The organism is Nocardiopsis quinghaiensis (assembly GCF_008638365.1).
GTDB lineage: Bacteria > Actinomycetota > Actinomycetes > Streptosporangiales > Streptosporangiaceae > Nocardiopsis > Nocardiopsis quinghaiensis.
In genome coordinates, this window is sequence record NZ_VWVU01000008.1 from 120176 (window position 1) to 144588 (window position 24413).

25 protein-coding genes and 1 pseudogene are annotated in these 24413 nt (G+C 70.9%); 16 read left to right on the forward strand and 10 right to left on the reverse strand.

Translation table 11 applies throughout. The features are described 5' to 3' along the window. Positions 1 to 191: 191 nt before the first annotated feature. The 5 genes from FYX01_RS17025 to FYX01_RS26215 all read left to right on the forward strand — a co-directional run bounded on the left by FYX01_RS17025 (position 192) and on the right by FYX01_RS26215 (position 4167). Positions 192 to 920, forward strand: coding sequence for a YggS family pyridoxal phosphate-dependent enzyme (locus FYX01_RS17025; protein ID WP_150242518.1), 729 nt, complete (start codon positions 192 to 194; stop codon positions 918 to 920). Positions 921 to 1055: 135 nt separating this feature from the next. Next, on the forward strand, positions 1056 to 1583 hold the full coding sequence (locus FYX01_RS17030; protein ID WP_150242520.1) for a cell division protein SepF: 528 nt from the start codon (positions 1056 to 1058) through the stop codon (positions 1581 to 1583). Positions 1584 to 1622: 39 nt separating this feature from the next. Beyond that, the gene (locus FYX01_RS17035) at positions 1623 to 1913 is read left to right on the forward strand and encodes a YggT family protein (RefSeq protein ID WP_150242522.1); all 291 of its coding nucleotides are present in this window, start codon (positions 1623 to 1625) and stop codon (positions 1911 to 1913) included. Positions 1914 to 2045: 132 nt separating this feature from the next. Further along, positions 2046 to 2915: a DivIVA domain-containing protein gene (locus FYX01_RS17040; RefSeq protein WP_150242523.1), complete on the forward strand. Its 870-nt coding sequence runs from the start codon at positions 2046 to 2048 to the stop codon at positions 2913 to 2915. Positions 2916 to 2985: 70 nt separating this feature from the next. Further along, entirely contained in the window at positions 2986 to 4167 is a 1182-nt protein-coding gene (locus tag FYX01_RS26215; RefSeq protein WP_190394360.1) for a hypothetical protein, read from the forward strand. Between the two features lie 66 nt (positions 4168 to 4233). On the opposite strand, the gene ileS is transcribed toward FYX01_RS26215, so the two are convergent. Continuing rightward, positions 4234 to 7434 carry an isoleucine--tRNA ligase gene (gene ileS, locus FYX01_RS17050; protein WP_150242525.1) on the reverse strand — a complete coding sequence of 1067 codons (3201 nt, stop codon included), beginning with the start codon at positions 7432 to 7434 and terminating at the stop codon, positions 4234 to 4236. A gap of 358 nt (positions 7435 to 7792) precedes the next feature. Between ileS and FYX01_RS17055 the strand changes: the two genes are divergently transcribed. From FYX01_RS17055 to FYX01_RS17070, 4 genes and pseudogenes are all read left to right on the forward strand, one after another. Then, complete coding sequence (locus FYX01_RS17055; protein WP_150242729.1) at positions 7793 to 8053, forward strand: TIR domain-containing protein; 261 nt, start codon at positions 7793 to 7795, stop codon at positions 8051 to 8053. Positions 8054 to 8212: 159 nt separating this feature from the next. Continuing rightward, a pseudogene (locus tag FYX01_RS26725) lies at positions 8213 to 8424 on the forward strand (TraR/DksA family transcriptional regulator); the annotation flags it as partial. 29 nt (positions 8425 to 8453) lie between these two features. Continuing rightward, the gene (gene lspA / locus FYX01_RS17065; protein ID WP_150242527.1) at positions 8454 to 9083 is read left to right on the forward strand and encodes a signal peptidase II; all 630 of its coding nucleotides are present in this window, start codon (positions 8454 to 8456) and stop codon (positions 9081 to 9083) included. Continuing rightward, a complete protein-coding gene (locus tag FYX01_RS17070; protein ID WP_150242529.1) occupies positions 9080 to 10006 on the forward strand; it encodes an RluA family pseudouridine synthase in 927 nt (308 codons plus the stop codon). Before lspA ends, FYX01_RS17070 begins: the two co-directional genes overlap by 4 nt. Positions 10007 to 10139: 133 nt before the next feature. Here FYX01_RS17070 and FYX01_RS17075 read toward each other — a convergent pair whose 3' ends face one another. Continuing rightward, positions 10140 to 11111, reverse strand: a complete 972-nt coding sequence (locus FYX01_RS17075; RefSeq protein WP_150242532.1) for a DMT family transporter — start codon at positions 11109 to 11111, stop codon at positions 10140 to 10142. A gap of 73 nt (positions 11112 to 11184) precedes the next feature. Between FYX01_RS17075 and FYX01_RS17080 the strand changes: the two genes are divergently transcribed. Beyond that, positions 11185 to 12090: a LysR family transcriptional regulator gene (locus tag FYX01_RS17080; protein ID WP_150242534.1), complete on the forward strand. Its 906-nt coding sequence runs from the start codon at positions 11185 to 11187 to the stop codon at positions 12088 to 12090. A 105-nt stretch (positions 12091 to 12195) separates the two neighbouring features. Here FYX01_RS17080 and FYX01_RS17085 read toward each other — a convergent pair whose 3' ends face one another. From FYX01_RS17085 to FYX01_RS17100, 4 genes are all read right to left on the reverse strand, one after another. Beyond that, positions 12196 to 13875: a thiamine pyrophosphate-dependent enzyme gene (locus FYX01_RS17085; RefSeq protein WP_150242537.1), complete on the reverse strand. Its 1680-nt coding sequence runs from the start codon at positions 13873 to 13875 to the stop codon at positions 12196 to 12198. Positions 13876 to 14188: 313 nt separating this feature from the next. After that, a complete protein-coding gene (locus tag FYX01_RS17090; RefSeq protein WP_150242539.1) occupies positions 14189 to 14506 on the reverse strand; it encodes an AzlD domain-containing protein in 318 nt (105 codons plus the stop codon). Further along, a complete protein-coding gene (locus FYX01_RS17095; protein ID WP_223830507.1) occupies positions 14503 to 15228 on the reverse strand; it encodes an AzlC family ABC transporter permease in 726 nt (241 codons plus the stop codon). Before FYX01_RS17095 ends, FYX01_RS17090 begins: the two co-directional genes overlap by 4 nt. Before the next feature lie 119 nt (positions 15229 to 15347). After that, positions 15348 to 16205, reverse strand: a complete 858-nt coding sequence (locus FYX01_RS17100; protein WP_190394361.1) for an AraC family transcriptional regulator — start codon at positions 16203 to 16205, stop codon at positions 15348 to 15350. A 187-nt stretch (positions 16206 to 16392) separates the two neighbouring features. Here FYX01_RS17100 and FYX01_RS17105 point away from each other — a divergent pair, with 187 nt between their 5' ends. From FYX01_RS17105 to FYX01_RS17115, 3 genes are all read left to right on the forward strand, one after another. Then, entirely contained in the window at positions 16393 to 16830 is a 438-nt protein-coding gene (locus tag FYX01_RS17105; protein WP_150242541.1) for a GNAT family N-acetyltransferase, read from the forward strand. A 146-nt stretch (positions 16831 to 16976) separates the two neighbouring features. Next, the gene (locus tag FYX01_RS17110) at positions 16977 to 17648 is read left to right on the forward strand and encodes a PaaI family thioesterase (protein ID WP_150242543.1); all 672 of its coding nucleotides are present in this window, start codon (positions 16977 to 16979) and stop codon (positions 17646 to 17648) included. Between the two features lie 344 nt (positions 17649 to 17992). Beyond that, positions 17993 to 18322 (forward strand): chorismate mutase, encoded by a 330-nt coding sequence (locus FYX01_RS17115; RefSeq protein ID WP_150242545.1) that lies wholly within the window; start codon positions 17993 to 17995, stop codon positions 18320 to 18322. A 4-nt stretch (positions 18323 to 18326) separates the two neighbouring features. Here the strand turns inward: FYX01_RS17115 and FYX01_RS17120 are convergent, their stop codons facing one another. From FYX01_RS17120 to FYX01_RS17130, 3 genes are all read right to left on the reverse strand, one after another. After that, on the reverse strand, positions 18327 to 19604 hold the full coding sequence (locus FYX01_RS17120) for an endonuclease/exonuclease/phosphatase family protein (protein WP_150242547.1): 1278 nt from the start codon (positions 19602 to 19604) through the stop codon (positions 18327 to 18329). A 136-nt stretch (positions 19605 to 19740) separates the two neighbouring features. Next, positions 19741 to 19995 carry a hypothetical protein gene (locus FYX01_RS17125; RefSeq protein WP_150242549.1) on the reverse strand — a complete coding sequence of 85 codons (255 nt, stop codon included), beginning with the start codon at positions 19993 to 19995 and terminating at the stop codon, positions 19741 to 19743. Further along, entirely contained in the window at positions 19992 to 20309 is a 318-nt protein-coding gene (locus FYX01_RS17130; protein ID WP_150242551.1) for a hypothetical protein, read from the reverse strand. Before FYX01_RS17130 ends, FYX01_RS17125 begins: the two co-directional genes overlap by 4 nt. A gap of 108 nt (positions 20310 to 20417) precedes the next feature. Here FYX01_RS17130 and FYX01_RS17135 point away from each other — a divergent pair, with 108 nt between their 5' ends. Further along, on the forward strand, positions 20418 to 21320 hold the full coding sequence (locus FYX01_RS17135; protein WP_223830508.1) for a helix-turn-helix domain-containing protein: 903 nt from the start codon (positions 20418 to 20420) through the stop codon (positions 21318 to 21320). Beyond that, the gene (locus FYX01_RS17140) at positions 21295 to 21492 is read left to right on the forward strand and encodes a DUF397 domain-containing protein (protein ID WP_394350482.1); all 198 of its coding nucleotides are present in this window, start codon (positions 21295 to 21297) and stop codon (positions 21490 to 21492) included. Before FYX01_RS17135 ends, FYX01_RS17140 begins: the two co-directional genes overlap by 26 nt. Before the next feature lie 96 nt (positions 21493 to 21588). On the opposite strand, the gene FYX01_RS17145 is transcribed toward FYX01_RS17140, so the two are convergent. Beyond that, entirely contained in the window at positions 21589 to 22950 is a 1362-nt protein-coding gene (locus FYX01_RS17145) for a glutamine synthetase family protein (protein WP_190394362.1), read from the reverse strand. Between the two features lie 92 nt (positions 22951 to 23042). Between FYX01_RS17145 and FYX01_RS17150 the strand changes: the two genes are divergently transcribed. Next, positions 23043 to 24299: an RNA-guided endonuclease InsQ/TnpB family protein gene (locus FYX01_RS17150; protein ID WP_150242555.1), complete on the forward strand. Its 1257-nt coding sequence runs from the start codon at positions 23043 to 23045 to the stop codon at positions 24297 to 24299. Positions 24300 to 24413: the final 114 nt, after the last annotated feature.

Genomic DNA, 24413 nt, shown 5'->3' on the forward strand with positions numbered 1-24413 from the left:
GTTCCGGATATCACAGGGGCCACGCAGTGTTTCCTGTTTCCCGATGGCCGTCCACCCCGTGCCCCCGGGCAGGGGAGGAGTGCGGACGCGCCGTGTCGTGGCAGGCCAGGGTGGTGGACGCCGGGATTGTGTAGTAGGCACGAGGGTGTGGGAAGTAACAGCAGTGGGATCCGTCCCAGGGAAGGAAGACCGTGACACACGCCGACCCCGCTCGCGTCGAGCGGGTCCGCGCCAACCTCGACGCCGTACGGGGCAGGATCGAGGCGGCCTGTGACAAGGCCGACCGTGCCCCCGGGGAAGTGTCGCTGGTCGCCGTCACCAAGACCTATCCGGCCTCCGACGTACGGATCCTCGCCTCCCTCGGAGTCACCGAGGTGGGGGAGAACCGCGACCAGGAGGCGGCCCCCAAGGCCGCCGAGACCGCTGACCTCGATCTGACCTGGCACTTCGTCGGCCAGTTACAGACCAACAAGGCCCGTTCGGTGGCCTCCTACGCCGACGTCGTGCACTCGGTCGACCGCGCCAGACTGGCCCGGGCACTGGGCGAGCGCGCGGCCGCGGCCGACCGCCGCCTCACCTGCCTGGTCCAGATCAACCTCGACGAGGACTCGCGGGCCGGGGTGATCGGGCCGCGCGGGGGAGTCGACCCCGGCGACGCGCTCGGACTCGCCGCGCGGATCGACGAGCACGAGGCGCTCACCCTCGGTGGTGTGATGGCGGTCGCCCCTCGCGGGGGTGATCCCGGTGACGCGTTCGCACGTCTTCACACGGTCGCCAGTCGGATCCGGGACCGTTATCCTCGGGCGACGGTGATCTCCGCGGGTATGAGCGGGGACCTCGAAGCGGCGATCGAGCGAGGCGCGACACACCTCCGACTCGGTACGGCGTTGCTCGGCAACCGGGAACCGATCGTGGGGTAATGTCCCCACATAGACCTTGGAGCCCGTCTGTGGAATTCGCCCCAATGGGTGCTCACCCCCCAGGACACGGGGTTGACGGGTCAGTACGGAGGAGTCGGCTGCGGTGAAGGCCGCGGGGACGACGGAGGACATGAGATGGCCGGCGCGATGCGCAAGATGGCGGTCTACCTCGGCCTCGTGGAGGACGACCGTTACGATCACCGCTATGCGGACGAATATGATGAGTTCGACGATTTCGACGAGGGAGTGGACGAGCAGCGTGCCCGCGATGCTGACAGCCCACCCGGCGAGGAAGCACGAGGCGACGCAGTGATGGACACCGGCGGCTACCTGGGTACAGGTGAACGACGCGGTGGTATGACCGCGACCGCTTCCACCGCCGACCTCGCGCGAATCACCACGCTCCATCCCCGCACCTACAACGAGGCGCGTACCATCGGAGAGCACTTCCGGGAGGGCACGCCGGTGATCATGAACCTGACCGAGATGGTCGACAGCGACGCCAAGCGTCTGGTCGACTTCGCGGCTGGCCTGATCTTCGGTCTGCATGGCAGTATCGAACGCGTCACCAACAAGGTGTTCCTGCTGTCCCCGGCCAACGTCGAGGTGACCGCCGAGGACAAGGCGCGGATCGCCGAGCGAGGGTTCTTCAATCAGAGCTAGAACACCACATTTGTCCAGAGATTGGGTCGAGGAACGACCGTGAGTATCGTCCTGTCCGTGCTGATCACACTGTTGCAGCTCTTCATTTTCGTGCTGCTGGCGAGGGTGATCCTGGAGATGGTGCAGTCCTTCTCCAGAACGTGGCGCCCCACTGGGTTCGTGCTCGTGATCGCCGAGATCGTGTACACGATCACCGACCCGCCACTGAGGTTCCTGCGTAGGTTCATCAAGCCGGTACGCCTGGGGAGCGTCTCACTCGACCTGAGCGTCCTGGTCCTCTTCATCGGTGTGTACATCTTGATTGCCCTGCTCAGTCCCTTTGCCCGGTAGGGAGAACGAACGAGGGGCGGAGGGTCCGCCCCGGATTCCGCTATGTGGTCTTGGTCATGATCCGGAATGTCGTAAGGTCACGATCAGGTAGCGTCCCTACGGACAGACTCCAAGCGCGCCAAGGAGACGAAGATGCCGCTGACACCCGCCGATGTGCGGAACAAGCAGTTCAGTACGACCCGGCTCCGACCGGGATACGACGAGGAAGAGGTCGACGCCTTCCTCGACGAGGTCGAGTCCGAGCTCGACCGGCTGATCCAGGAGAACGAGGAACTGCGCGGCAAGCTGGCCGAGTGCCTGCGGGGCAAGGTACCCAACGCCGGTATGCAGGACTTCCAGGAGCAGGCTCCTGAGCAGCAGCACGAGCAGATGCGCCCCGAGCCGGTCCAGCAGCCCCAGGCCGTCGAGCCGCAGCCCCCGGCCCAGCAGCAGATGCCGATGACCGGCGCGAACCTGGCCATGGGCGGCGAGGAGAACATGGACACGGCCGCCCGCGTCCTGGCCCTCGCCCAGCAGACCGCCGACCAGGCGATCTCCGACGCGCGCCGCGAGGCCGACGAGACCCTCGGCCGCGCCCGCCACGAGTCCGAGGACATCCTCGGCAAGGCCCGCCAGCAGGCTGACCAGATCATCGGTGAGGCCCGCGCCCGTTCGGAGAACCTGGACCGGGACGCGCAGGAGCGGCACCGTCAGGTCATGGGCAGCCTCGTGCAGCAGCGCGAGGAGCTGGAGCACAAGGTCAACGTCCTCAAGGGCTTCGAGCGCGAGTACCGCAGCCGCCTGAAGGACTACTTCGAGCGTCAGCTGCGTGAGCTCAACGAGGAGAACAAGCCCGCGGAGCCGAACCCGAACACCACGGGCGGCTTCCAGACGATGGCTCCGCAGAACGGCGGCACGCCCGCTCTCCAGCACGGCCCCGCAGCGGGCAACCCGTTCGGGCAGCCCGAGCCCGCCCAGCACGGTGGGTTCCACCCGGGTGAGGCTCCGCACGAGCGTCGCTGACGATTCGGCGGCATCTGCTCCGAACAACTGAAGACTCCGGCACAACACGTGTAAAGGCCCTGGTCGATCCGTGATCCTTAGCATCCTCGCAACCGTGGCGGTGCTGGCGGCCATCGCCGTCATCGCGGCTGCCCTGGTTCTCGCCGAAACCGTCCTGGTGTACGTGGCACTGGGACTGGCCGGCACCAGCGCCCTCCTACTGCTGGGGGCGCTCGTCCAGGGAAGGTCCGGCGGGGACAGACCGGATCGCTCCGGGACGGACGGTTTGGGGAAGGCGTCCGTCCATACCGCGACCTCCTACGCGGCGGCACCGGGCACACACGTGGAGCCGGAGTACTCCGGGCGCGTACCCGCGCCGGTCTCCGGATCGGTGCGGGAACCCCCTGTCCCCGAGCGTCCTTCCTGGACGGTTCCGGCGTCGGACGACTCCGACCACGAGGAGCCGGAGTACGACGTTCCCCGCTGGCAGACTCCCACGGCCCACGAGTGGCCGGAACCGGACACGGCGGCTCCCGCCCCCGTCCCGGCCGAGGAGGAGCCCTCCCGCTGGGAGACCCCCGCTGAGGGCGGCTGGCGGATTCCTGCCCGGATGTACGGGGAACGAGTGGCCGAGACGGTCTCCGAGCCCGAGCCTGAAACCGAGCCCGAGGCCGAGGGTGAGCCCGGGGCCGGTGAGCACGTCCCGGACGCCTCTCCCTTCTCCTACAGCATTCCTGGTCGTTCCTCCGAGGGAGCGGGCGGGGAGGACGTCTCCGAGGAGCCCTCCGCCGACGGTTCCGGGGACTGGACTGAGGAAGGGGACCGGGCGGCAGGGGAGGGGGCCTCTCCCTTCTCCTACAGCATTCCCGACCGTTCCTCCGAGAGAGCGGGCGGGGAGGACGTCTCCGAGGAGCCCTCCGCCGACGGTTCCCAGGACCGGCCGGAGGAAGAGGACGGGGCGCCGGAGGCCACCGCCTTCGAGGCGGTCACCGAGGACCCGGAACCGGTGACCGGCCACGGTGCCGAGGAGGGGGACGGCGCCGGAGCCGAGGACGGCGGGGAGGGGACCGAGCCGTCGGCCGACGAGGGGGCCGAGCGCGTCGAGCCCTTCAGCTACCACGTTCCCGTCGGCCCCTCAGGCGAGGCGGTCGGGGAGGACGGGGACTTCGGGGAGAACGAGGATTCCGGGGAGGACGGGGAGGGCGCCTCCGCCGTGGCCTGTGCCGCCGCCTCGGAGCGCGACCCGGGCAGCAGCTCCGACGACGGCCGCTGAACCCCGCACACGGAGGACGGGCGCCGCTCCTGCCGGAGCGGCGCCCGTCCTCGCCGACAGGCCCGATCAGGCCTTGCGGAGCCCGAAGGTCACACCGAACTCCTCGGAGGAGACGGTATACGACTCCCCGTCCAGGGCACCGGGCGCGAACGTGTCGGCCAGGACCTCGGCGGCGATCGCCCGGCCGTGCTCGTCGAGCGCCAGCTCGGTGGCCTCGTCCGTGGCCGACCACCACACCTCGATACGGTCCGACACGTCCAGTCCGCTCCTCTTGCGGGCGTCCTGGAGCATCCGGACCATCTCGCGGGCCAGGCCGGCGCGGCGCAGCTCAGGCGTGAGCTCCAGGTCCAGGGCGACGGTCTCACCGGACTCGGACGCCACCGCCCAGCCCTCACGGGGCTGCTCGGTCACCAGCAGCTCGTCGGCGCTGACCTCCACCGGCTCGTCCTCGACGTGTACCCGGGCCCAACCGGTGTCGCGTACCTGCCGCACCAGGGCGGCGGGGTCGGCGGCCTGGATGGCCTTGGCCACCAGCGGCGTGCGCTTGGCGAACCGCTTGCCCAGCGCGCGGAAGTTCGGCTTCACGACGTAGTCCACCAGGTCGCCGCCCACCGAGGACAGCGAGTCCAGCGCGGTCACGTTCAGCTCGTCCGCGATCTGGCCGTGCAGCTGCTCCGGCAGGTCCGCGAAACCCGGGGCGCCCACCAGGGCGCGGGCCAGCGGCTGGCGGGTGCGCACCGCCGAGTCCACCCGGGCCGAGCGGCCCAGCTCCACCAGGCGGCGGGTCAGCGCCATGTCGCCGGACAGCTCCGGGTCGATGAGGTCCTCGCGCACCTTCGGCCACGGGGCCAGGTGCACCGAGTCCGGCGCGTCCGGGCGGCGCAGCGCCGACCACACGTGGTCGGTCAGGAACGGCACGATCGGCGCCATCAGCAGCGTGACGGTCTCCAGGGCCTCGAACAGCGTCGCGAAGGCCGCCGCGCCCTCGGGGGTGTCGGCCCCGCCCCAGAAGCGGCGGCGGGAGCGGCGCACGTACCAGTTGGACACGTCGTCCACGAAGGCGGTCAGGCGGCGCCCGGCCGTGGTGGTGTCGAAGGAGTCCATCGCCTCGGTGACGTCCCGGACGACCTCGTTCAGCTCCGACAGCAGCCACCGGTCCAGCAGCGGCCGGTCCTGCGGCTCGGGGGCCGCGGCCAGCCTGGAGTGGTCCCAGCCCTCACCGGCGTTCGCGTACAGGGTGAGGAAGGAGACGGTGCTGTAGTAGGTCAGCAGCACCTTGCGGACGATCTCCTCCAGGGCGGCGTGGCCCACCCGGCGGGCGGTCCACGGTGAACCGCTGGCCAGCATGAACCAGCGCAGCGCGTCCGCGCCGTGTCGGTCCATCACCGGGATCGGCTCCATGACGTTGCCCAGGTGCTTGCTCATCTTGCGGCCGTCCTCGGCGAGGATGTGGCCGAGCACGACCACGTTCTCGAAGGAGTTCCGGCCGAACACCAGGGTGCTCACCGCCAGCAGCGAGTAGAACCAGCCGCGGGTCTGGTCGATGGCCTCGGAGATGTACTGCGCCGGGAAGTTGGCCCGGAAGGTCTCCTCGTCGTACTGCGGGGCGCCCCACTGGGCGAAGGGCATGGACCCGGAGTCGAACCAGGCGTCGATGACCTCGGGGACGCGGCGGGCCACCCGCTCCTCCTCGGGCAGGGAGGGGTCGGCGTCCGGATCGGGGATGACGATGTCGTCGACGTAGGGCCGGTGCGGGTCCAGGGAGGACAGGTCCTGTCCGCTGAGGCGGCCCAGCTCCTCCAGGGATCCCACACAGATCTGGCGGCCGTCGGGGAACTCCCAGATCGGCAGCGGAGTGCCCCAGTAGCGGTTGCGGGACAGCGCCCAGTCGACGTTGCCGCGCAGCCACTCGCCGAAGCGGCCCTCCTTGACGTTCCCCGGGACCCAGTTGGTGGCCTGGTTCTGCCTGATGAGCTCGTCCTTGACCGCGGTGGTGCGGATGTACCAGGACGGGAGCGCGTAGTACAGCAGCGCCGTGTGGCAGCGCCAGCAGTGCGGGTAGGAGTGCTCGTAGTCCACGTGGCGGAAGAGCAGGCCGCGGTCCCTGAGATCGCGCACCAGGGTCTTGTCGGCCTCCTTGAAGAACACTCCGCCCACCAGGGGCAGGTCGTCCTCGAAGGTGCCGTCCGGGCGGACCGGGTTGACCACGGGCAGGCCGTAGGCGCGGCACACCAGCATGTCGTCGGCGCCGAAGGCGGGAGACTGGTGGACCAGGCCGGTACCGTCCTCCACCGTGACGTAGTCGGCGAGCACGATGTAGTGGGCGGGCTCGTCGAAGGGCACCAGGTCGAAGGGGCGCTCGTAGGTCCAGCGCTCCATCTCGTCGCCCTCGAAGCTCTCACCGGTGAGCTCCCAGCCCTCGCCGAGCACCTTCTCGAACAGCGGGCGGGCCACGAGCAGGCGCTCGTTACCGTCGGTGGCCACCACGTACTCCACCTCGGGGTGCACGGCCACTGCGGTGTTGGACACCAGCGTCCACGGGGTGGTCGTCCACACCAGCAGCGAGGTGGGGTGCTCGGGCGCGGCCAGCGGACCGGAGGTCACCGGGAAGCGCACGTACACCGACGGGTCGGTGACGGTCTCGTAGCCCTGGGCCAGCTCGTGGTCGGACAGGGTGGTGCCGCAGCGCGGGCAGTAGGGGCTGATCCGGTAGTCGCGGACCAGCAGCCCCTTGTCCCAGATCTGCTTGAGCGCCCACCACACCGACTGCACGTACTGCGGGTCCATGGTGCGGTAGGCGTCGTCCATGTTCACCCAGTAGCCCATGCGCTCGGTCATGGCGGTGAACGCGTCCACGTTGCGCAGGACGGACTCGCGGCAGCGGTCGTTGAACTCGGCGATGCCGAAGGACTCGATGTCCTTCTTGCCGGACAGGCCCAACTCCTTCTCCACGGCGACCTCGACGGGCAGGCCGTGGCAGTCCCAGCCCGCCTTGCGGTCCACGTGGTAGCCGCGCATGGTGCGGAAGCGCGGGAAGACGTCCTTGAACGCGCGGGCCTCGACGTGGTGCACGCCGGGCTGGCCGTTCGCGGTGGGCGGGCCCTCGTAGAAGACCCAGTTGGGGCCGCCGCGGGTCTGGTCGAGCGAGCGCTGGAAGACGTTCTCCTTCGACCAGCGGCCGAGGGTCTCGCGCTCCATGGCGGGCAGGTCGATCTGCGCGGGCAGCTGGGGCAGCGCGCGGGATTCGGGCCGGGGGTCGTTGGCCACCGTCGTACCTTTCCATCAGGGGTGTTCCTGACGGAGGGACGAGGCGCACGGCCCCGCGGTACCACCCTCCTTGGACCACGGCCACACCGCTGGGCGGCGGGCGGGTCCCTCTTCGTTGCGCTGTGCCGGTTCTACTGGGGTACTCGCCGTGCGGGCGCCCGTTCCTCCGGCGGCTCCGGGGTGATCTTCGCGCTGGTCGTGCCCCCGGGCTCCCACCACCCCCGGGTCGCTTGGCCGGGCCAGCCCTCCTAGGCTGTGTCCGTCCGGTCGGGGCCAGCACTACTCGTCCCCATCGACACCTGGAGTCAGGATAACGCAGCGGGTGAGGCCCGCCGTGCAGTTCGTGGAGGGGGCCGTCATGGCGGAGGGTGTGCGGGGCGCGGTCCTGGTGACGCTGGCCGACCGCGAGGACGCCGAGGAGCTGGCCGAGCAGCTCCTGGAGCAGGGGTACGAGCCGTGCCTGGTGCACCGCGACATGCTCGCGGGCGAGGACGACGCCGAGGACGTGGACTGGGTGGTCGAGGTGCGCACGGGGCCGCACGGCGGCCCGGCGGTGTTCGACGAGCCCCACCTGTCGGCGCTGGCGGAGGACTACGGCGGTTTCGCGGTCGCGGAGTGACCCCGGAGCGTGTCGACGACGTGGCCCTGCCCCGGACGCGGTGCCGCCGGAAGTTCTGAGGGGCGTACCGCCTTGTACCGATGGAGGGCCCGGACCGTCCGGGACCACCCGCGGTACCGCCCGGGGGAGTGTCCGCGGGGACGGTGGCGCCGACACCGGGCCGGGGCCTTCCAGCGCGAACGCGATCCGGCGTTGGCCTACAATACTCGTGACCTGTTCGCCAAGGGCGAGCGGGCGATCGAACGGATGGACACGGGAACCCACAGGGGGTCTGTGACTCATGCGGTCGGGCCGTCGGGAAGGCACGCCTTCAGGCCTTTCCGCGCACGGCCCTGTGCGTCACCTGCGAACAGCTCGAGGAGCGTCGCTGACTGAGGTAGAGCCCTCCGGGGACAGCAACATGACCACGACCGACAACACCGGCGCCCGTCCGCGCAGGTACCTTCTCCTGCTGCTCGTCGCGTTCACCGCGATCGGCGCCGACTTCCTCACCAAGGAGTGGGTCCTGGCGGCCTTCTCCGAGGGCGAGAGACTCGACGTCATCGGCAGCATCCTCCAGTTCACCCTGGTGTTCAACACCGGTGCCGCCTTCTCCATGGGTACCGACTTCACGTGGGTGTTCACCTGTATCGCCAGCCTCGTGGTCCTCACCATCGGCTACATAGGCCTGCGCGTGCGCAGCGGTTGGTGGGCGGTGACGCTCGGCCTGATGATGGGCGGCGCCGCCGGAAACCTGCTGGACCGCTTCTTCCGCGACCCCGCCCCCTTCCACGGCGCGGTGGTCGACTTCATCAGCGTGGGGGACTTCCCGGTCTTCAACATCGCCGACTCGTGCGTGGTCGTGGGTGCGGTCCTGGTGGTGGTGCTGACCTTCAGGGGACTCAACCTGGACGGCAGTGTCGTCGTGGACGAGCGCGGGGAGGGCGGCGGAGGCGCCGGCGGCGCCGCCGGCCCCACAGAGCCGGACGACAGCGGCGGCGGGGACTCCGACGCCGGTGAGAACGACGTGAGAGGGGGGAGAGACCAGTGAGCGACACCCGTAGCCTGCCCGTGCCCGACGGGCTGGAAGGCGACCGGCTCGACGCGGCCATCGCCCGCCTGTTCGGCCTGTCCCGTACCCGGGCCGCCGAGCTCATCGGTGACGGCGGCGTACTGGTCGACGGCTCCGAGGCGGGCAAGTCCGACCGCGTCCAGGCGGGGGCCTGGCTGGAGATCACCCTCCCGCCGCCGCCCACCGCCCCCGTCCCGCGCGCCGAGCCCGTCCCGGGCATGCGGATCGTGCACGAGGACGCCGACATCATCGTGGTGGACAAGCCGGTCGGCGTGGTCGCCCACCCCACGGTCGGCTGGACCGGGCCCACCGTCCTGGAGGGCCTCCTGGCCTCCGGGGTGCGGGTGGCCACCGGCGGCGCCGCCGAGCGCCAGGGCATCGTGCACCGGCTGGACGCCAACACCACCGGTCTGATGGTGGTCGCCAAGAGCGAGATCGCCTACAGCGTGCTCAAGCGGGCGTTCAAGGAGCGCACCGTGGACAAGCACTACCACACGCTCGTCCAGGGACACCCGGACCCGTTCCGGGGGACCGTGGACGCGCCGATCGACCGGCACCCGTCCGGTGACGGGCGCTGGGCCGTGGTCGCGGGCGGGCGCCCGTCGGTGACGCACTACGACACGCAGGAGGCCTTCCGCGCCGCCAGCCTGCTGGAGGTCAAGCTGGAGACGGGCCGTACCCACCAGATCCGGGTGCACATGTCCGCGCTGCGGCACCCGTGCGTGGGCGACATGCTCTACGGAGCCGACCCGACGCTGGCCGAGCGGCTGGGCGTGCGCCGCCAGTGGCTGCACGCGGTACGGCTGGGCTTCGACCACCCCACCGAGCACCGCCCGGTGGAGTTCTCCAGCCCCTACCCGGACGACCTCGCCGCCGCCGTCGAATCCCTGCGCGAGGACTGATCCGGGCGGGCCCCGGACCGGACGGCGCACGGCCGCCCGGAACCGGTCCCGGCGGCGGCTTCGGCCGGGTCCGCCCGCCGGGGGCGACTTCGCGGCGCACCCCTTCCGGTTCCGGCGGACGGTCCCAGGAGGGTCAACCTCGCCGCACGAGCAGGGCGAGGTGCCGGGTGCGGACCACGCCCTGGCACAGGGCCGCGCCCAGGATGATGACCACCGCGCCCAGCGGCTGGTTCCAGCGCAGGGTCTCGCCCATCAGCACGATCCCGGCGGTGATGGCCACCACCGGGGCTACGTAGGTGACCGTGGTCGCCACGGTCGCCCCGGCCTCCCGCACGATCGCGTACTGCAGGACGTAGGCGAGGCCGGTACCGAGGGCGCCCAGGACGCTCACCGACACCACCACCTGCCATGTCAGGTCCGTGGGAGCCTCGGTGAGCACCGGGACCAGCAGCACCAGCGGGACGGAGCCCAGCAGCAGCTGCAGTGCGCTCAGTTCCAGGGCGCCGTGCGCGCTGCCCGCCACGAAGCGGCGCAGGTAGGGGGTCCCGATCCCGTAGCAGGCGGTGGCTCCCACGACGAACAGCATGCCGACCACGGCTTCGCGGTCGCCGACGGCCACCTCGCCGAGGGAGTTCCACACCCCGAACACGGTGAGCACGCCCAGGAATCCGATGCCCAGGCCGAGGACCCGGTCACGGTCGGGGCGCTCGTCGGAGAGCAGGAGCATCGAGAACACCACGCCGAAGAGCGGCGTCGAGGCGTTCACGATTCCCATGAGGGCGGAGGGGATCAGGTGCGCGGCGTACCCGAACAGGGTGAAGGGGATGGTGTTGAGCAGCAGGGCCGACACGAACAGGTGGCCCCACAGGCTCGGCGAGGCCGGCAGGCGACCGCCCCTCAGCAGCAGGATCACCAGCAGGGGGACGGCCCCGGTGACCATGCGTCCGAGGGCGATCTGCACGGGGGAGAGGGCCTCGGCCCCGACCTTCATGAACAGGAAGCTCATACCCCAGATCAGGGCGAGGAGGACGAACTTGGCGCGCCAGTCGGACAGCAGGCGGCGGGGGGCGGCGGACGGGGCGGACACGGGGGAGGCAACGGGCATGGGACGTTTCTAGCGTCGGCTGAGGTCTTAGGTCTACTTCGTATTTCTTAAGCCACGCGTTAGAGTCCCTTACATGCTCAGCGTCGACCGGCTCCGGGTCCTCCACACCATCGCGGCGCACGGCTCCCTCAGCGCCGCCGCCGAAGTCCTCCACGTCACCAACTCCGCGGTCTCCCAGCAGCTCACCAAACTCGAACGCGAGGTCGGGCAGCCCCTCGTCGAACGCAACGGCCGCGGCGTCCGCCTCACCGACGCCGCCGAGCTCCTGGTCGAGCACACCGCCAGGATCCTGTCCATGGTCCAGCGCGCCGAGGCCGACCTGGAGGCGCACCGCGACGACGTCACGGGGCACCTGCGCCTGTCCGCCGCTCCCACCACCGTCCGCGGCCTCCTCCCGCACGCGCTCGCCTCCCTGCGCGAGGCCCATCCCGGCCTCCACGTGGAGCTGCACGAGGAGGAACCGCACGAGAGCGTGCCCGCCATGGCCCGGGGAGACGCCGACCTGGCCATGGTCATCGACTGGGTCGGCGCCCCGCTGAGCCTGCCCGGCGGCATGAGCCGCACCCCGCTCATGGAGGACGTCGGCGACATCGCCCTGCCCGCCGACCACCCCCTCGCCCACCGCGAGCTCCTCGCCCCGGAGGAGATCCTCGACCTGCCCTGGATCAGCTGGTCGCGCGGATCGGTCTGCGACGACTGGCTGCACGGCATGATCCGGGCGCGCGGAGGCGAGCCCACCATCATCCACAACGTGGAGGAGCACCAGACCAAGCTGGCGCTCATCGCCGCCGGGATCGGTGCCGCCGTCATGCCCCGCCTGGGGCGCGGCCCCCTGCCGGAGGGCGTACGGGTGGTGCCCGTACAGCCCGCGCTGGTGCGTCAGGTGTACGCGTTCTGGCGCACCGACGCCTCCCGGCGGCCGGGGATCCGCGCCACCGTCCGCGCGCTGCGCGAGGCGGCCGCCGCCTACGGGGAGTGATCCACCGCCACCGGCCCCGGCGTGCGCCGGGACCGGTGGCGGCGCACGCCGGGATCTTGGAGAGGGACGGGGCGGCGACCGGGAACGGCGGCGGACCGAGTCCCCTCAGCCGCCCAGCAGGCCGGACAGTGTCGCGGACGGGCTGATCACCTCCGGATCCGTCCGTACGTCGACCAGGGTGGGCAGATCCGCCTCCACCGACTCCGCCAGCGCCTTCTCCAGCTCCTCCCGGGTGTGCACGGTCGCGCCCCGCGCGCCCAGCGAGCGGGCGAACCCGGCCAGGTCCAGCGGCCCGCTGATCCGGGTCCCCGCGATCCGGCCCAACGCGCGGGCCTGGTGCATGGCGATCGTGCCGTACAGCCCGTTCTGGAACACCACCACGGTGATCGGCGCGCCCGTCCGCACCGCGGTCTCCAGTTCCTGTCCGGTCATCAGGGTGCCGCCGTCACCGGCCACCGCCACCACCGTCCGGTCCGGGGCGGCGATCTTGGCCGCCACCGCGGCGGGCACGGCATAGCCCATGGCCCCGCTGGTCGGCGCCAACTGGGTGCGGGGATGCCGGAACCACCAGCCCCGGTGCAGGAAGGAGGCGAAGTTCCCCGCGTCGTTGGTGATCAGCGCGTCCTCGGGCAGCGCCGCGCGCATTCCCGCGACCACCGCCCACGGGTGCAGCCGGGAGCCGGTGCTCTCGGACGCCTCGAGCGGCACGGTGGCGGTGTCCACCCACATCCGGCGCGCCGAGCTCCAGTCCCGGTAGGGCGCCTGCACCGGGGCCCCGGCCAGTTCGCCCAGGGCCTCCCGCGCGTCGGCGACGGCGCCGAACCACAGGTTGGCGGTGGCCCCCACCTGGCCGGGGTCGATGTCGATCTGCGCGACCTGTACGCGTCCTCCCGGTTCGGGCAGCCGGTACCCCTGCGTGGTGGTCTCGCTCATCCGACATCCGACGACCAGGACTGCGTCGGCCTCCGACAGCGCGTTCAGCACCGGGGGAGGGCACCCCAGCCCCAGGTGGCCGAGGTAGAGCGGGTGGTCGTTGGGGAACACGTCCTGGCGCCGCCAGGCCGCGTACACGCCGGTGTTGAAGCGCTCGGCGACTCGGACGAGGTCCTCGCGGGCCGCGCGTGCGCCGCCTCCAGCGATGATCACCGGACGTACCGCCCTGGCCAGCCAGGTCGAGAGCCGGTCCCGGGCCGCCTCGCCCAGGACGGGACGCGGGACCACGTGCGGCTCCGGCGGGGCCTGCGCTCCGACCCTCTGGCCGAACAGGTCGCCGGGCACCGCGATGGCGACCGGTCCGGGCCGCCCGGTGGTGGCCACGCGGATCGCCCTGGCGGTGGTCTCCGCGAGCCGGTCGGCCCTGTGCACGGTGGTGGACCACTTGGTGATGGGTGCGTAGAACGCGGTGAGGTCCACCTCCTGGAAGGCCTCCCTGCCCAACCGGTCGGTCTCGGCCTGCCCCAGGAACACGATCATGGGGGTGGAGTCCTGCATGGCGGTGTGCACGCCCACCGCCAGGTTGGACGCTCCCGGTCCCCGGGTGGCCGCGGCCACCGCCGGGACGCCGGTGAGCTTGGCCTCGGCCTCGGCCATGAACCCGGCGCCGTTCTCGTGCCGTGTGGAGACCAACCGCATACGGGGATGCCGGTCGATCGCGTCGGCGAGCTCCAGGAAGCTCTCGCCGGGAACGGTGTAGCACCGTCTGATCCCGGCTGCGGACAGGACCTCCGCCACCGCGTGCGCGGCGGTGTCGGGGGGAGGGAGGGAGCGGTCGGCGGCTGTGTCCATGGGGGTGGAGTTCCTTCCATCGTCGCAAGGTCCACGCGGTGCGTCCGGACACGCTGCGTCATGGTGGTGCGTCCGGGCGTATGCGGCCGACTTTGACAGCCCGTCCCGGACCGGTCAAGGACGGGTGGGGGTTGCTGCGGTCGTAGGCCGTCGGTTGAGGGTGGTGGAGGGTGACGGGTGGGGGTTGCTGCGGTCGTAGGCCGTCGGTTGAGGGTGGTGGAGGGTGACGGGTGGGGGTTGCTGCGGTCGTAGGCCGTCGGTTGAGGGTGGTGGAGGGTGACGGGAGGGCCTGTGGACGGTCCCCACCGGGGACTCAGCCGACGCCGAGGGCGCGCAGGACCGCCGTCGTGGCCGCGGCGGCGATGATCACGACGAGGAAGGGCGCGCGCAGGACCAGCGCGAGGACGGCGGCGCCCAGGCCGCCCATCCGGGCGGCGTCCCAGGCCAGTGCCTGTCCCTCGCCGCGCAGGGCCTCCACCGCGATCAGCGCGGCCAGCAGCGCGATGGGCACGGCGGTGGCGAACCGGCGCAGCCACGGATTGTCCAGGAGCCGCCGGGGCGCGGCCAGGCCCGCGTACTTGAGCAGGTAGCAGCCCGCGGCGGTGGCGATGAGCGCGGCCCACAGGGTCACGGCCGGACCTCCTCGGGCCGGTTCTCCCCGGCGGGGGCGCCCGCCTCGGTGTCGGGGCCGATGAGCGCGACCAGCGCGGCCGAGGCGGCCAGCAGCACCGGGACGCCGGAGGGAAGGAACGGCGTCGCGGCCAGGGCGAGTCCCGCGCCGAGGAGCGCTGTCAGCCAGGTACGCCCGTCCCCCTCGCGCAGGCGGGGCCACAGCAGCCCCAGGAAGATCGCAGGGCCCACCGCGTCCAGCCCGAACACGCTGATGTCGCTCACCCGTTCCGTGGCCAGGGCGCCGACCAGGGTCGTGGACACCCAGAAACCGCCCAACACCGTGTAGGTCGTCACGAACGCGGTGCGTGCCGACTCCCGGTCCGGTTGGACCAGGGTCACCGCCGTGGTCTCGTCGATCACTCCGTGCGCGGCCAGCGCCCGCCGCGCGCCCCTCCAGCCCAGCACGTCCGCCAGACGCAGCCCGTACAGGGTGTTGCGGGCGCCCAGGAGTAGTGCCCCCATCGCCCCCGCGACCAGGCTGCCGCCTCCGGCGATCACCCCGACCAGGGCGAACTGGGAGGCCCCGGTGAACATGAACAGGCTCAGGAAGACGGACTGTGCCGGGGACAGCCCGGCGGTCACGGCCGCGGTGCCGAACGCCAGACCGGCGGCGCCCACGGCGACGCCGATCCCCATGCTGTCGCGCACCACCGGCGACCGAAGGAGAGAGAAGGGTTTCACACACCCGACGCTAGGAGAGGGGGTCGTTCGGTGTCTTGAACGTTCTTGCCGTTCCCGGCGGCGCCGCGCACGGCCACGTCCCGCTCGCCCCGCCTGCCGGGGTGGGGGAGGAAGGGGTCTCAGCAGGCCAGCAGGGCGCGCTGGTAGGCGCCGGGCGGTACCCCCAGGTGGCGCTTGAAGTGGCGGGTCAGGTGCGGCTGGTCGGCGAAACCGACCTCCACGGCGACCTCGCCCGCACGGCGGCCGGAGGCGAGCAGCGTCCGGGCCCGCTCCACCCGCAACTGGTTGAGGTAGGCGTGCGGGGGCAGCCCGTGGACGGCGCGGAAGGCCCGGGACAGGGCGAACGGCCCGATGCCCAGCCGGGAGGCGAGTTCCTCCAGGGTCGGCGGATCCACGAGGCGTTCGGCGAGCAGCAGCCGGGCCCGCTCCACCTCGGGACGGGCGGTGCTCCGGACCGGATCGGGCACCCGCTCGCGTCCGTGGGAGCGCAGCAGCATCCCCAGTCCCTGCCGGGCCAGGGAGGAGGAGGCCAGCCGGTCTCCCCGCTCGGCGGCCACGTGCGCGGCGGCCAGCACCCGGGCGGCGTCGGGCGCGTCGATACCGGACTCGGTGAACCCGGGGGTGCCCCGCATCCCCAGTTCGCGCGCGACACCGGCCACCACATCGGTGGAGGGATAGAACACGCGGTAGCCCCAGCCCTCGGGGACCCCGGCGTGACCGGTGTGCACCTCCCCGGGGCCGACCACCGCCAGCCCGCCGGGCCCCACCCGTGCCCGGCCCCGGGAGTGCGAGTACTCCTCGACGCCGTGGGTGATCACCCCGATGGTGTAGGTGGGATGGGTGTGCCGGGTGAACGTGGTGGTGACGAAGTGCGCGGTGAGGAGCTCGGTCTCGGGCAGCCCGGAGAAGCGCCAGTAGCGCGCGTGCTCCGTACGGGGGTTCTCGACCTTCGGGTGGATGTCTCCGGGCATGCCCATACCCCCAGGTTAGGGAGTGCGGCCAGCGGAGGCGGCCGTCGCCCCCGGCGTCTTCCGCCCACCTCCCCCGTGCCTCCCCGCCGCGTTCCCCGCGCACGTCCTCCGGTGCCTCGCACCCTTGTGTGGCGGGGGCGCCCGGGGCCACCCGCAGGACGGGTACGGTCGGGCGCACGGCTAATCTGCGGGCATGACTACGACCGAGATCCGCCTGGCACGGGACGAGCGCGACCGTGCCGCAGTGTTCGTCATCCGGGGAGCCGTGTTCGTCGCCGAGCAGCAGGTGCCCATCGAGGAGGAGTGGGACGCGCGCGACGCCACCGCCGACCATCTCCTCGCCCTGGACGGAGGCGTCCCCGTGGGAACGGTGCGACTGGTGGACCTGGGCGGCGGAGTGGGCCTCCTCGGCCGCCTGGCGGTCCTGCCCAAGAGGCGCGGCACCGGTACCGGTGCCGCGCTGGTCCGCGCGGTGGAGGAGCGGGCCCGCGAGCGTGGACTGGGCGCGGTGGAGCTGCACGCGCAGACGCACGCGCTGGGCTTCTACGCGCGGCTGGGTTACACCGCCCACGGCGAGGAGTTCCTGGACGCCGGGATTCCGCACCTGCACATGGTGCGTGAGCTGGACTGACGGCGTCGCCGGTGCTTCCCGTCTCCACGCCGTGTGACGGGGAGCGCAGCGCCCGGCCCAGGTGAAACGGAATACTACCGAGTAGGATTCGGTTCGGTGGTGGTGCCCCCATCCGCCCGTGCACACGCCGAATCGACGAGGAACACATGACGCTCAACACGCAATCGGTAACCGAGCGCCCCGACCCGCGCATCTTCGGTCTCCCGGTGGTCGAGCAGGCCCAGATCCCCGCTGAGCTCCGCTCCCTCGTGGCCCGCGTCCACGACCTCATCGACGCCGTCGCCAACACCGAGGCCGACGCCGACACCCTCGCCGAGGCCGCCTCCACCGTCGAGGCCGTCACCGGCGGGCTGAACGTCGCCCGGCGCCAGATCGGCACCATGGTCCGGCGCGACCTCCAGTCCGGCGACACCGAGTTCGGCACCATCACCAACATCGTCGCCGGTGACACCAACCCCGCCGCTCCGCCGCTCCTGCTGGAGCGCACCCCCGAGGGGCTGCGCGGCGAGGTCACCCTCAACACCATCTACCAGGGCCCGCCCGGACTCGTGCACGGCGGCTGGATCGCGGCCCTGCTCGACCAGGCCGTCGGCAGCGTCTCCGCCGTCGAGACCGCGCCCGGGCTCACCGCCAACCTGAAGGTGGACTACCGCAAGCCCACACCGCTGTTCACCCCGCTGGAGGTCACCTCGTGGGTGGAGCGGGTGGAGGGCCGCAAGGTCTTCGTGGCCGGACGGATCCGCGCCCACGGAGAGGTCACCGCGGAGGCGACCGCCCTCATGATCCAGGTCAGTCTTCCCGGGGCACAGGACGGCTGACCGCGGCCGACCAGCGGACACTCCCCTCGACGTACGGGCCGAAAAGACGTTCCCGGGCGCGCCGTGGCACCCCCCCCACCGGCGGTTCCGGTAGGATCACCGGCATGATCCGCCGCTATCACGTGTTTAGCCAGCCGACGCTCCCGTCGGCCGCTCGCACGTAGGCGGCAGCAGGGATCGTCGGCAACAGAGCACCAGGGCCAAGGCCCGGGTGCTCTTTCGTTCTCCAGGCGGCCGACGCCCCACGACACGCTCTCCACGCATCCACTCCGCGGGGGACGTACGGCCGCACCGCGTCCGTACCGGGCCCGACGGCGGCCCGTTCCCACACAGAGGGAGACACCGTGTCCGAGAGCCACCCCGCACCCGCGTCCCCAGAGCACCGGGATCCCTCCGCGGACGAGGAGATCCGCCGGCTGCGCGGGCGTATCGACCAGTTGGACGCCGAGCTCGCCGAACTCCTCGAACGCCGTGCCCTCATGGCCGCCCGGGTGCAGCGGCTCAAGCCGGTCGGCTACTTCGCCGGGCGCGACATGCGGCGCGAGCGTGAACTGGTCGAGCGCATGGCCGAGCGCGCCCCGCGCCTGGGCCCGGAGCGGCTGGCCGCCATCATGGACGGGGTCATCAGCGCCGGACTGGCCGCGGCCCAGGAGGAGGCCGCGCGCACCACGTGAGTCCTCACGGCCCCGCCGCCCCGGGGCGGACCACGTCCACCCACACCAGCCGGTGGTCGGAGCTGGGGAAGGGGCGGTCGCCGGTCAGACGGAACAGGGGATCGTCCACGGTCGGCCAGAACACCCCGGAGGATCGGGCCGGAAGGGCCCGCGAGGGCAGCACGTAGTCCACGCGCAGGTTGCCCGGGCCGGGCTCGTCCGCGAAGTCGGCGCTGTCCAGGCCCGGGTCGCCCGCGTGCCCGTCGTTGGCGCCGCCCTGGCGCCGGGCCGCGCCCCGTCCTCCCTGGCTGGACGGGCGCACGTCGGTGATGCCGGGATGCTCCAGGAGCCGGGTGACGGCCCCCGGGTGCGCGTCGCCGTCGTGGGGGTCGGCGTTCAGGTCACCGGCGATGACGAACGGGGCACCGGCGGGCAGGCCGCCGCGCCGTCCCCGGTCGTCGTAGACGTAGGAGCCCGCGCCCGGGGTGACGTAGTCGGCCCAGAAGCGGATCTCGTCGTGGTTGCGCGCGACGTTGCGCCCCTCCGGGCCGTCGAAGGCGGGCGGCGTGGGATGGCTGGCCAGCAGGTGGACCGGGCATCCCCCGCCGGTGTCGACGGGCAGGTCCCAGTGGCTCTTGGAGGAGAGCCGCAGGACGTCGAGGGCTTCAGGGGAGTAGTAGGGCTCGCCGGTCCCGGGGAGGGTGGGCAGGAGCGCGCCGGGCATGTCCGCCCACCGGAAGGTACGGAAGGTGCGCACCCGCTCGGTGACGATCGGGTACGCCGAGTACACGACCATCCCGTACTGGCCCGGGAAGAGCCCGTAGCCGAAGGCGTCCGCGGCGTAGCCGGGAGCGCCGGGCTCGGTCACCGCCTCTCCGTCGCCGTTGAGGTCCGCCCCCGAGGCCACACCGGTGTTGACGGGCGCGGTGTACACGTACGGGTACTCGACGGCCTCGGCGCCGTTGTGCCCGACGGACAGGTAGTGGTCCTGGAACAGGCGGGGACCGGCGCCCTCCTCGTCGTGGTCGAACTCGTTGACCAGGAGGACGTCGGGGCGCACGCGCTGGATGATCTCGGCGACGTTGCGCGCCTGCTCGCTGCCGGGAGCGGACAGCTCCTCGACGAGCGCGCCCCGCTCCGGGCGCTCCAGCGCGGCGTTGAACGTCGCGAACCGCACCTCGTGCGGGCCCGGGGGGCCGGGGACCGACGGCGACGCACCGGCGGGGACGGGGGACGCCGTCAGGCCGGACGAGGCGAGGACCAGGGTGGAGGTGGAGGCCACCGGGCGTGAGGGCGGACGCATGAGGACATTCTCCCAGCGGAGGGCGCGTCGGACGACGAAGGGCCCGCGCGGCGGGCCCCGTGGGGACGGGCCCCTCCCCGGGGCGTGTTCCGCCGGGGGAGAGGGCCCGTCGTCCTTCGTGTGGTTCCTCCGTGCCTCACGGGTACCTCTGGGGAAGGTCGCCCGCCCGGAGTTCGGAGAAGGTCACCATCCGCGTTCCGGGCCGGGTGAGCACGGCTCCGCCGCGTGCGAAGAAGACGGTTCCCCCGGGCACGCGCAGGTTGAGGAGGCCGACGGCCGAGCACAGGATCCGCCGCGGTGCCACCTTCTCCACGCCCGCCGTCGCGGCGAGGGAGTCGGCCACCTCGGGGCCGACCTCGGCGAGGAACCGGGGGAGTTCGTGCGCGCTCACGTGACCTTCTCCCCGGCCTCGGCGATCTCCAGGACGCCGAGGAGACGGCGGGCCATGTCCCGCTCCCGGCCCAGGGGAAGGCCCTGTTCGTGCTCCCACGTGTCTTCCGTGCGGAACGGCTCCCACATCCAGAACCAGTGCCACTGTCCCGAATTCGCCCGCATCAGGCGTACCGACTGCTCCTGAGAACCCCGTTTCACCACCAGCACCATTCCCGGCTGGGGGAGCGGCTTGAGGTTCAGCGCGTCCAGTTCCAGGGCGAGCCGTTTGGCCGCCTCCCTGGTCACCGTTGCCAGGCTGTTCGATTCTGACATGTCCCTTTTTCTCCGTGGAGTGGTGGAACGTTCCCAAGGTCGCCGCCATGAATCATCGCCGACCCTGAATTCGATCATCCGAGGGAAGAGCTCAGAACCATAGAGGGTATGAGCTTATGGAAGAATTCGAGGAGTGCTGTTCTCGGTGGTGCGAGGATGGTGGAGAAGGGTGGAGTAATGGCGAAACACAAGGTCAGGCCGAATGCTCGGGAATGGGGAAATGAACTGAAGGTTCTGCGTGCCAGGGCGGGCAGGACCCAGAAGAGCCTGGCCGCCCCACTGAACTGCTCTGACACGCTCATCTCCGGATTCGAGTCCGGCACGCACTGGCCCTCACGGGAGATGGCGGTGGAGTTGGACGGCCTGGTCGCAGGGGAGGGGGCCCTTGTCAGGCTTTGGGACCGGCTGAACTCCAAGCAGGCCTACCCCGCCTGGGTGGGTGACCTGGTGAAGGCCGAGCCCATGGCAACGGTCATGCGCAAGTTCGAGACCACGGTCGTCCCCGGCCTCCTCCAGACGGAGGACTACGCGCGTTCCCTGGTCACGGCGAACAACGGCCTCGCACCGCTTCGCGACATCGAGGAGCTGGTGTCAGGTCGGATGGAGCGGCAAAGGCTCTGGGATCTCCCTGATCCTCCCCGCATGGTGGTCGTCCTGAACGAAGCGGTCCTTCTGGCCTCTATCGGAGGACCGCAGGTCTTGTCCGAGCAGATCACCAAGCTGATCGATATGGTGGAAACCAAACGGATCAGGATTCATGTCGTCCCTCTGGACACGTCGGGTCCCCCGTCGGTCATGCCCTTCACCCTCCTGAGTTTCGAGGATCAGTCGGACACGCTGTATCTGGAGGACGCCCTCTCGGGCCGGATGGTGACCGAGCAGGACGACGTGGCCCGGATGGATACGCTTTTCAGTGACCTTCTAGGGGTCGCGCTGTCGCCTGAGAAGTCGCTGAAGGTTCTCTACCAGCATCGAAGGAAACATGATGACGAAGTCGAAGCTCTCAACTGACTGGAAGAAGTCCAGCTACAGCGGTGGCAACGGCGGTGACTGCGTAGAGGCCCGGCAGACCGCTGTTGGCGCCGCCGTGCGTGACACCCGGAACCGGCACCTGGGCTGCCTGGAGGCCACCGGAGCCGAGTGGACCGCCCTCCTGGAGGCAGTGAAGGGCTCCACGCCCTGAGCCTTCCTGAGTGCCCCCAGAACGTGCTGAGCCCCCTCCCCGGACGCCCGGGAAGAGGGCTCGCACACGTGTCGCCGCGGCACGAGGGGCCGCGCCCTACAGCGTCGGCAGGTACCGCGCCAGCTCGTACGGGGTGACCTGGCGGCGGTAGGAGTTCCACTCCGCCTTCTTGTTGCGCAGGAAGAAGTCGAAGACGTGCTCGCCCAGGGTCTCGGCGAGCAGCTCGCTGTTCTCCATGATCCGCAGGGCCTCGTCCAGGCTCTGCGGCAGCGGGCGGATACCCAGCGCGCGACGCTCGGCGTCGGTCAGGGCCCACACGTCGTCCTCCGCGCCGGGGGGCAGGTCGTAGCCCTCCTCGATGCCCTTGAGCCCGGCGGCCAGGATGACGGCGTAGGCCAGGTAGGGGTTGCACGCGGTGTCCAGCGAGCGGATCTCGATCCGGCTGGAGTTGGACTTGCCGGGCTTGTACATCGGCACGCGCACCAGCGCCGAGCGGTTGTTGTGGCCCCAGCAGATGTAGGCGGGGGCCTCGCCGCCCATACCGGCGGAGGCCGCCGGGTCGTCCCACAGGCGCTTGTAGGAGTTGACCCACTGGTTGGTCACGGCCGTGATCTCGTCGGCGTGCCGCAGCAGGCCCGCGATGAACCCGCGTCCCACCTTGGAGAGCTGGAAGTCCGCGCCCGGCTCGTAGAAGGCGTTCCGGTCGCCCTCGAACAGCGACAGGTGCGTGTGCATGCCCGAGCCCGGGTACTCGGTGAACGGCTTGGGCATGAACGTCGCGTACACGCCCTGCTCCATCGCCACCTCCTTCATCACGAGCCGGAAGGTCATGATGTTGTCGGCGGTGGTCAGCGCGTCGGCGTACCGCAGGTCGATCTCCTGCTGTCCCGGGCCGCCCTCGTGGTGGCTGAACTCCACGGAGATGCCCATGGCCTCCAGCATGTTGATGGCGTTGCGCCGGAAGTCGTGCGCGCTGTTGTGGGGCGTGTGGTCGAAGTAGCCGCCCGAGTCGTTGGGCTCGGGGAACTCGCCCTGCTCGGGCATCTTCTTGAGCAGGTAGAACTCGATCTCGGGGTGGGTGTAGAACGTGAACCCCAGATCGGAGGCCTTGCTGAGCTGGCGCTTGAGCACATGGCGCGGGTCCGCCGAGGACGGCGAACCGTCCGGCATGAGGATGTCGCAGTACATGCGCGCCGTGCCGTGCGGCTCGTTGCGCCAGGGCAGCACCTGGAAGGTGGAGGGGTCGGGCTGGGCCAGCATGTCGGCCTCGTAGACGCGTGCGAACCCCTCGATGGCGGAGCCGTCGAAACCGATGCCCTCGGAGAAGGCCGCCTCCAGTTCGGCGGGAGCGACCGCCACGGACTTGAGGTACCCGAGCACGTCGGTGAACCACAGCCTCACGAACCGAATGTCGCGCTCCTCCAACGTGCGGAGCACGAATTCCTGCTGTCGATTCACCTGACCTCCCGGAGGATGCTTCGGTCTTCAGACCGATCCAGTCTTTCGCGGTTTGCCTTACACATGTCTCTCCTTAGCGTAAGCTTTGCGTCATGCGGACGGCGTACAAGTGCCGGGCCTACCCGGCCCCCGAACAAGCGGCCCAGCTGAGCCGCACGTTCGGATGTGTGCGCCTGGTGTGTAACAGGACCCTCGCCGAGCGGCACACCGCCTACCACCAGCGCGGTGAGAAGACCTCGTACAAGCAGACCGACCAGGCGTTGACCGAGTGGAAGCAGACTCAGGACCTGGCGTTTCTGTCCGAGGTGTCCTCGGTCCCCTTGCAGCAGACCCTGCGCCACCAACACAGCGCGTTCGCGAACTTCTTCGCGGGACGGGCCAAGTACCCTCGGTTCAAGTCCCGCACCGGACGCCAGTCGGCGCACTACACACGCAGCGCGTTCCGTATCCGCGACGGCCAACTGTGGCTGGCCAAGCACCGGGCACCGCTGCGCCTGGCGTGGTCCTTCGACGACGTCGACCTGGCCTCGCTGCACCCGACCACAGTGATCGTCTCCCGCGAGGCGGACGGGCGTTGGTACGTCACCTTCGTCGTGGAGGTCGAGGACCCCGCATCCGCCCCTGAGGCCGCCTCCGAGGTCGGTGTCGACTTGGGGGTGAAGGACTTCGCCACGTTGTCCACGGGTGAGAAGATCGCCAACCCCCGCCACCTGGAACGCAAGGCCAGGAATCTGGCCCGGTACCAACGCCGTACGGCCCGCAAGCAGCGCGGGTCGGCGAACCGGCGTAAGGCCAAGCGCAAGGTCGCCGTGGCACACCGCAAAGTCCGCCACACCCGCGCCGATTTCCTGCACAGGACCACTACACGGCTGGTGCGCGAGCATGACCTGATCGCGATCGAGGACCTCAACATCCGGGGCATGACCGCCTCCGCACGCGGCACCGCCCAAGCCCCGGGCACGCGGGTGCGCCAGAAGGCCGGGCTCAACCGTGCGGTGCTGGACGCCGGTCTGGGGGAATTTCGCCGCCAGTTGGAGTACAAGGCTGCGCGTGCGGGTCGCACCGTTGCTGTGGTGGACCGGTGGTTTCCCTCCTCCAAGACCTGCTCGAAGTGCGGGTACCTGCTGGCCACACTTTCGTTGGGCACCCGTTGGTGGACGTGCCCTGACTGCCGCACCCGACACGATCGGGACGTCAACGCGGCTACGAACATCCTTGCGGCTGGTCGAGTCGCAGCCCGAGACGCGAGCTCGGGTGAGGCCTGCGGAGCTGGTGTGAGACGGCAAGGGACCTCCCTTCCGCGATCGGCGACGAAACAGGAAACCACTGCCGTGAGGCAGTCCGCGTAAGCGGGACCGTCCTATCGGGACGGTCGGACTCCCTTCCTTCAGGAGAGGGAGAAAGTCAAGATCAACCTTCCTCGATGCCGGTCGGTGTCCGCGCCCCGCTTCGCCTCGACGCGG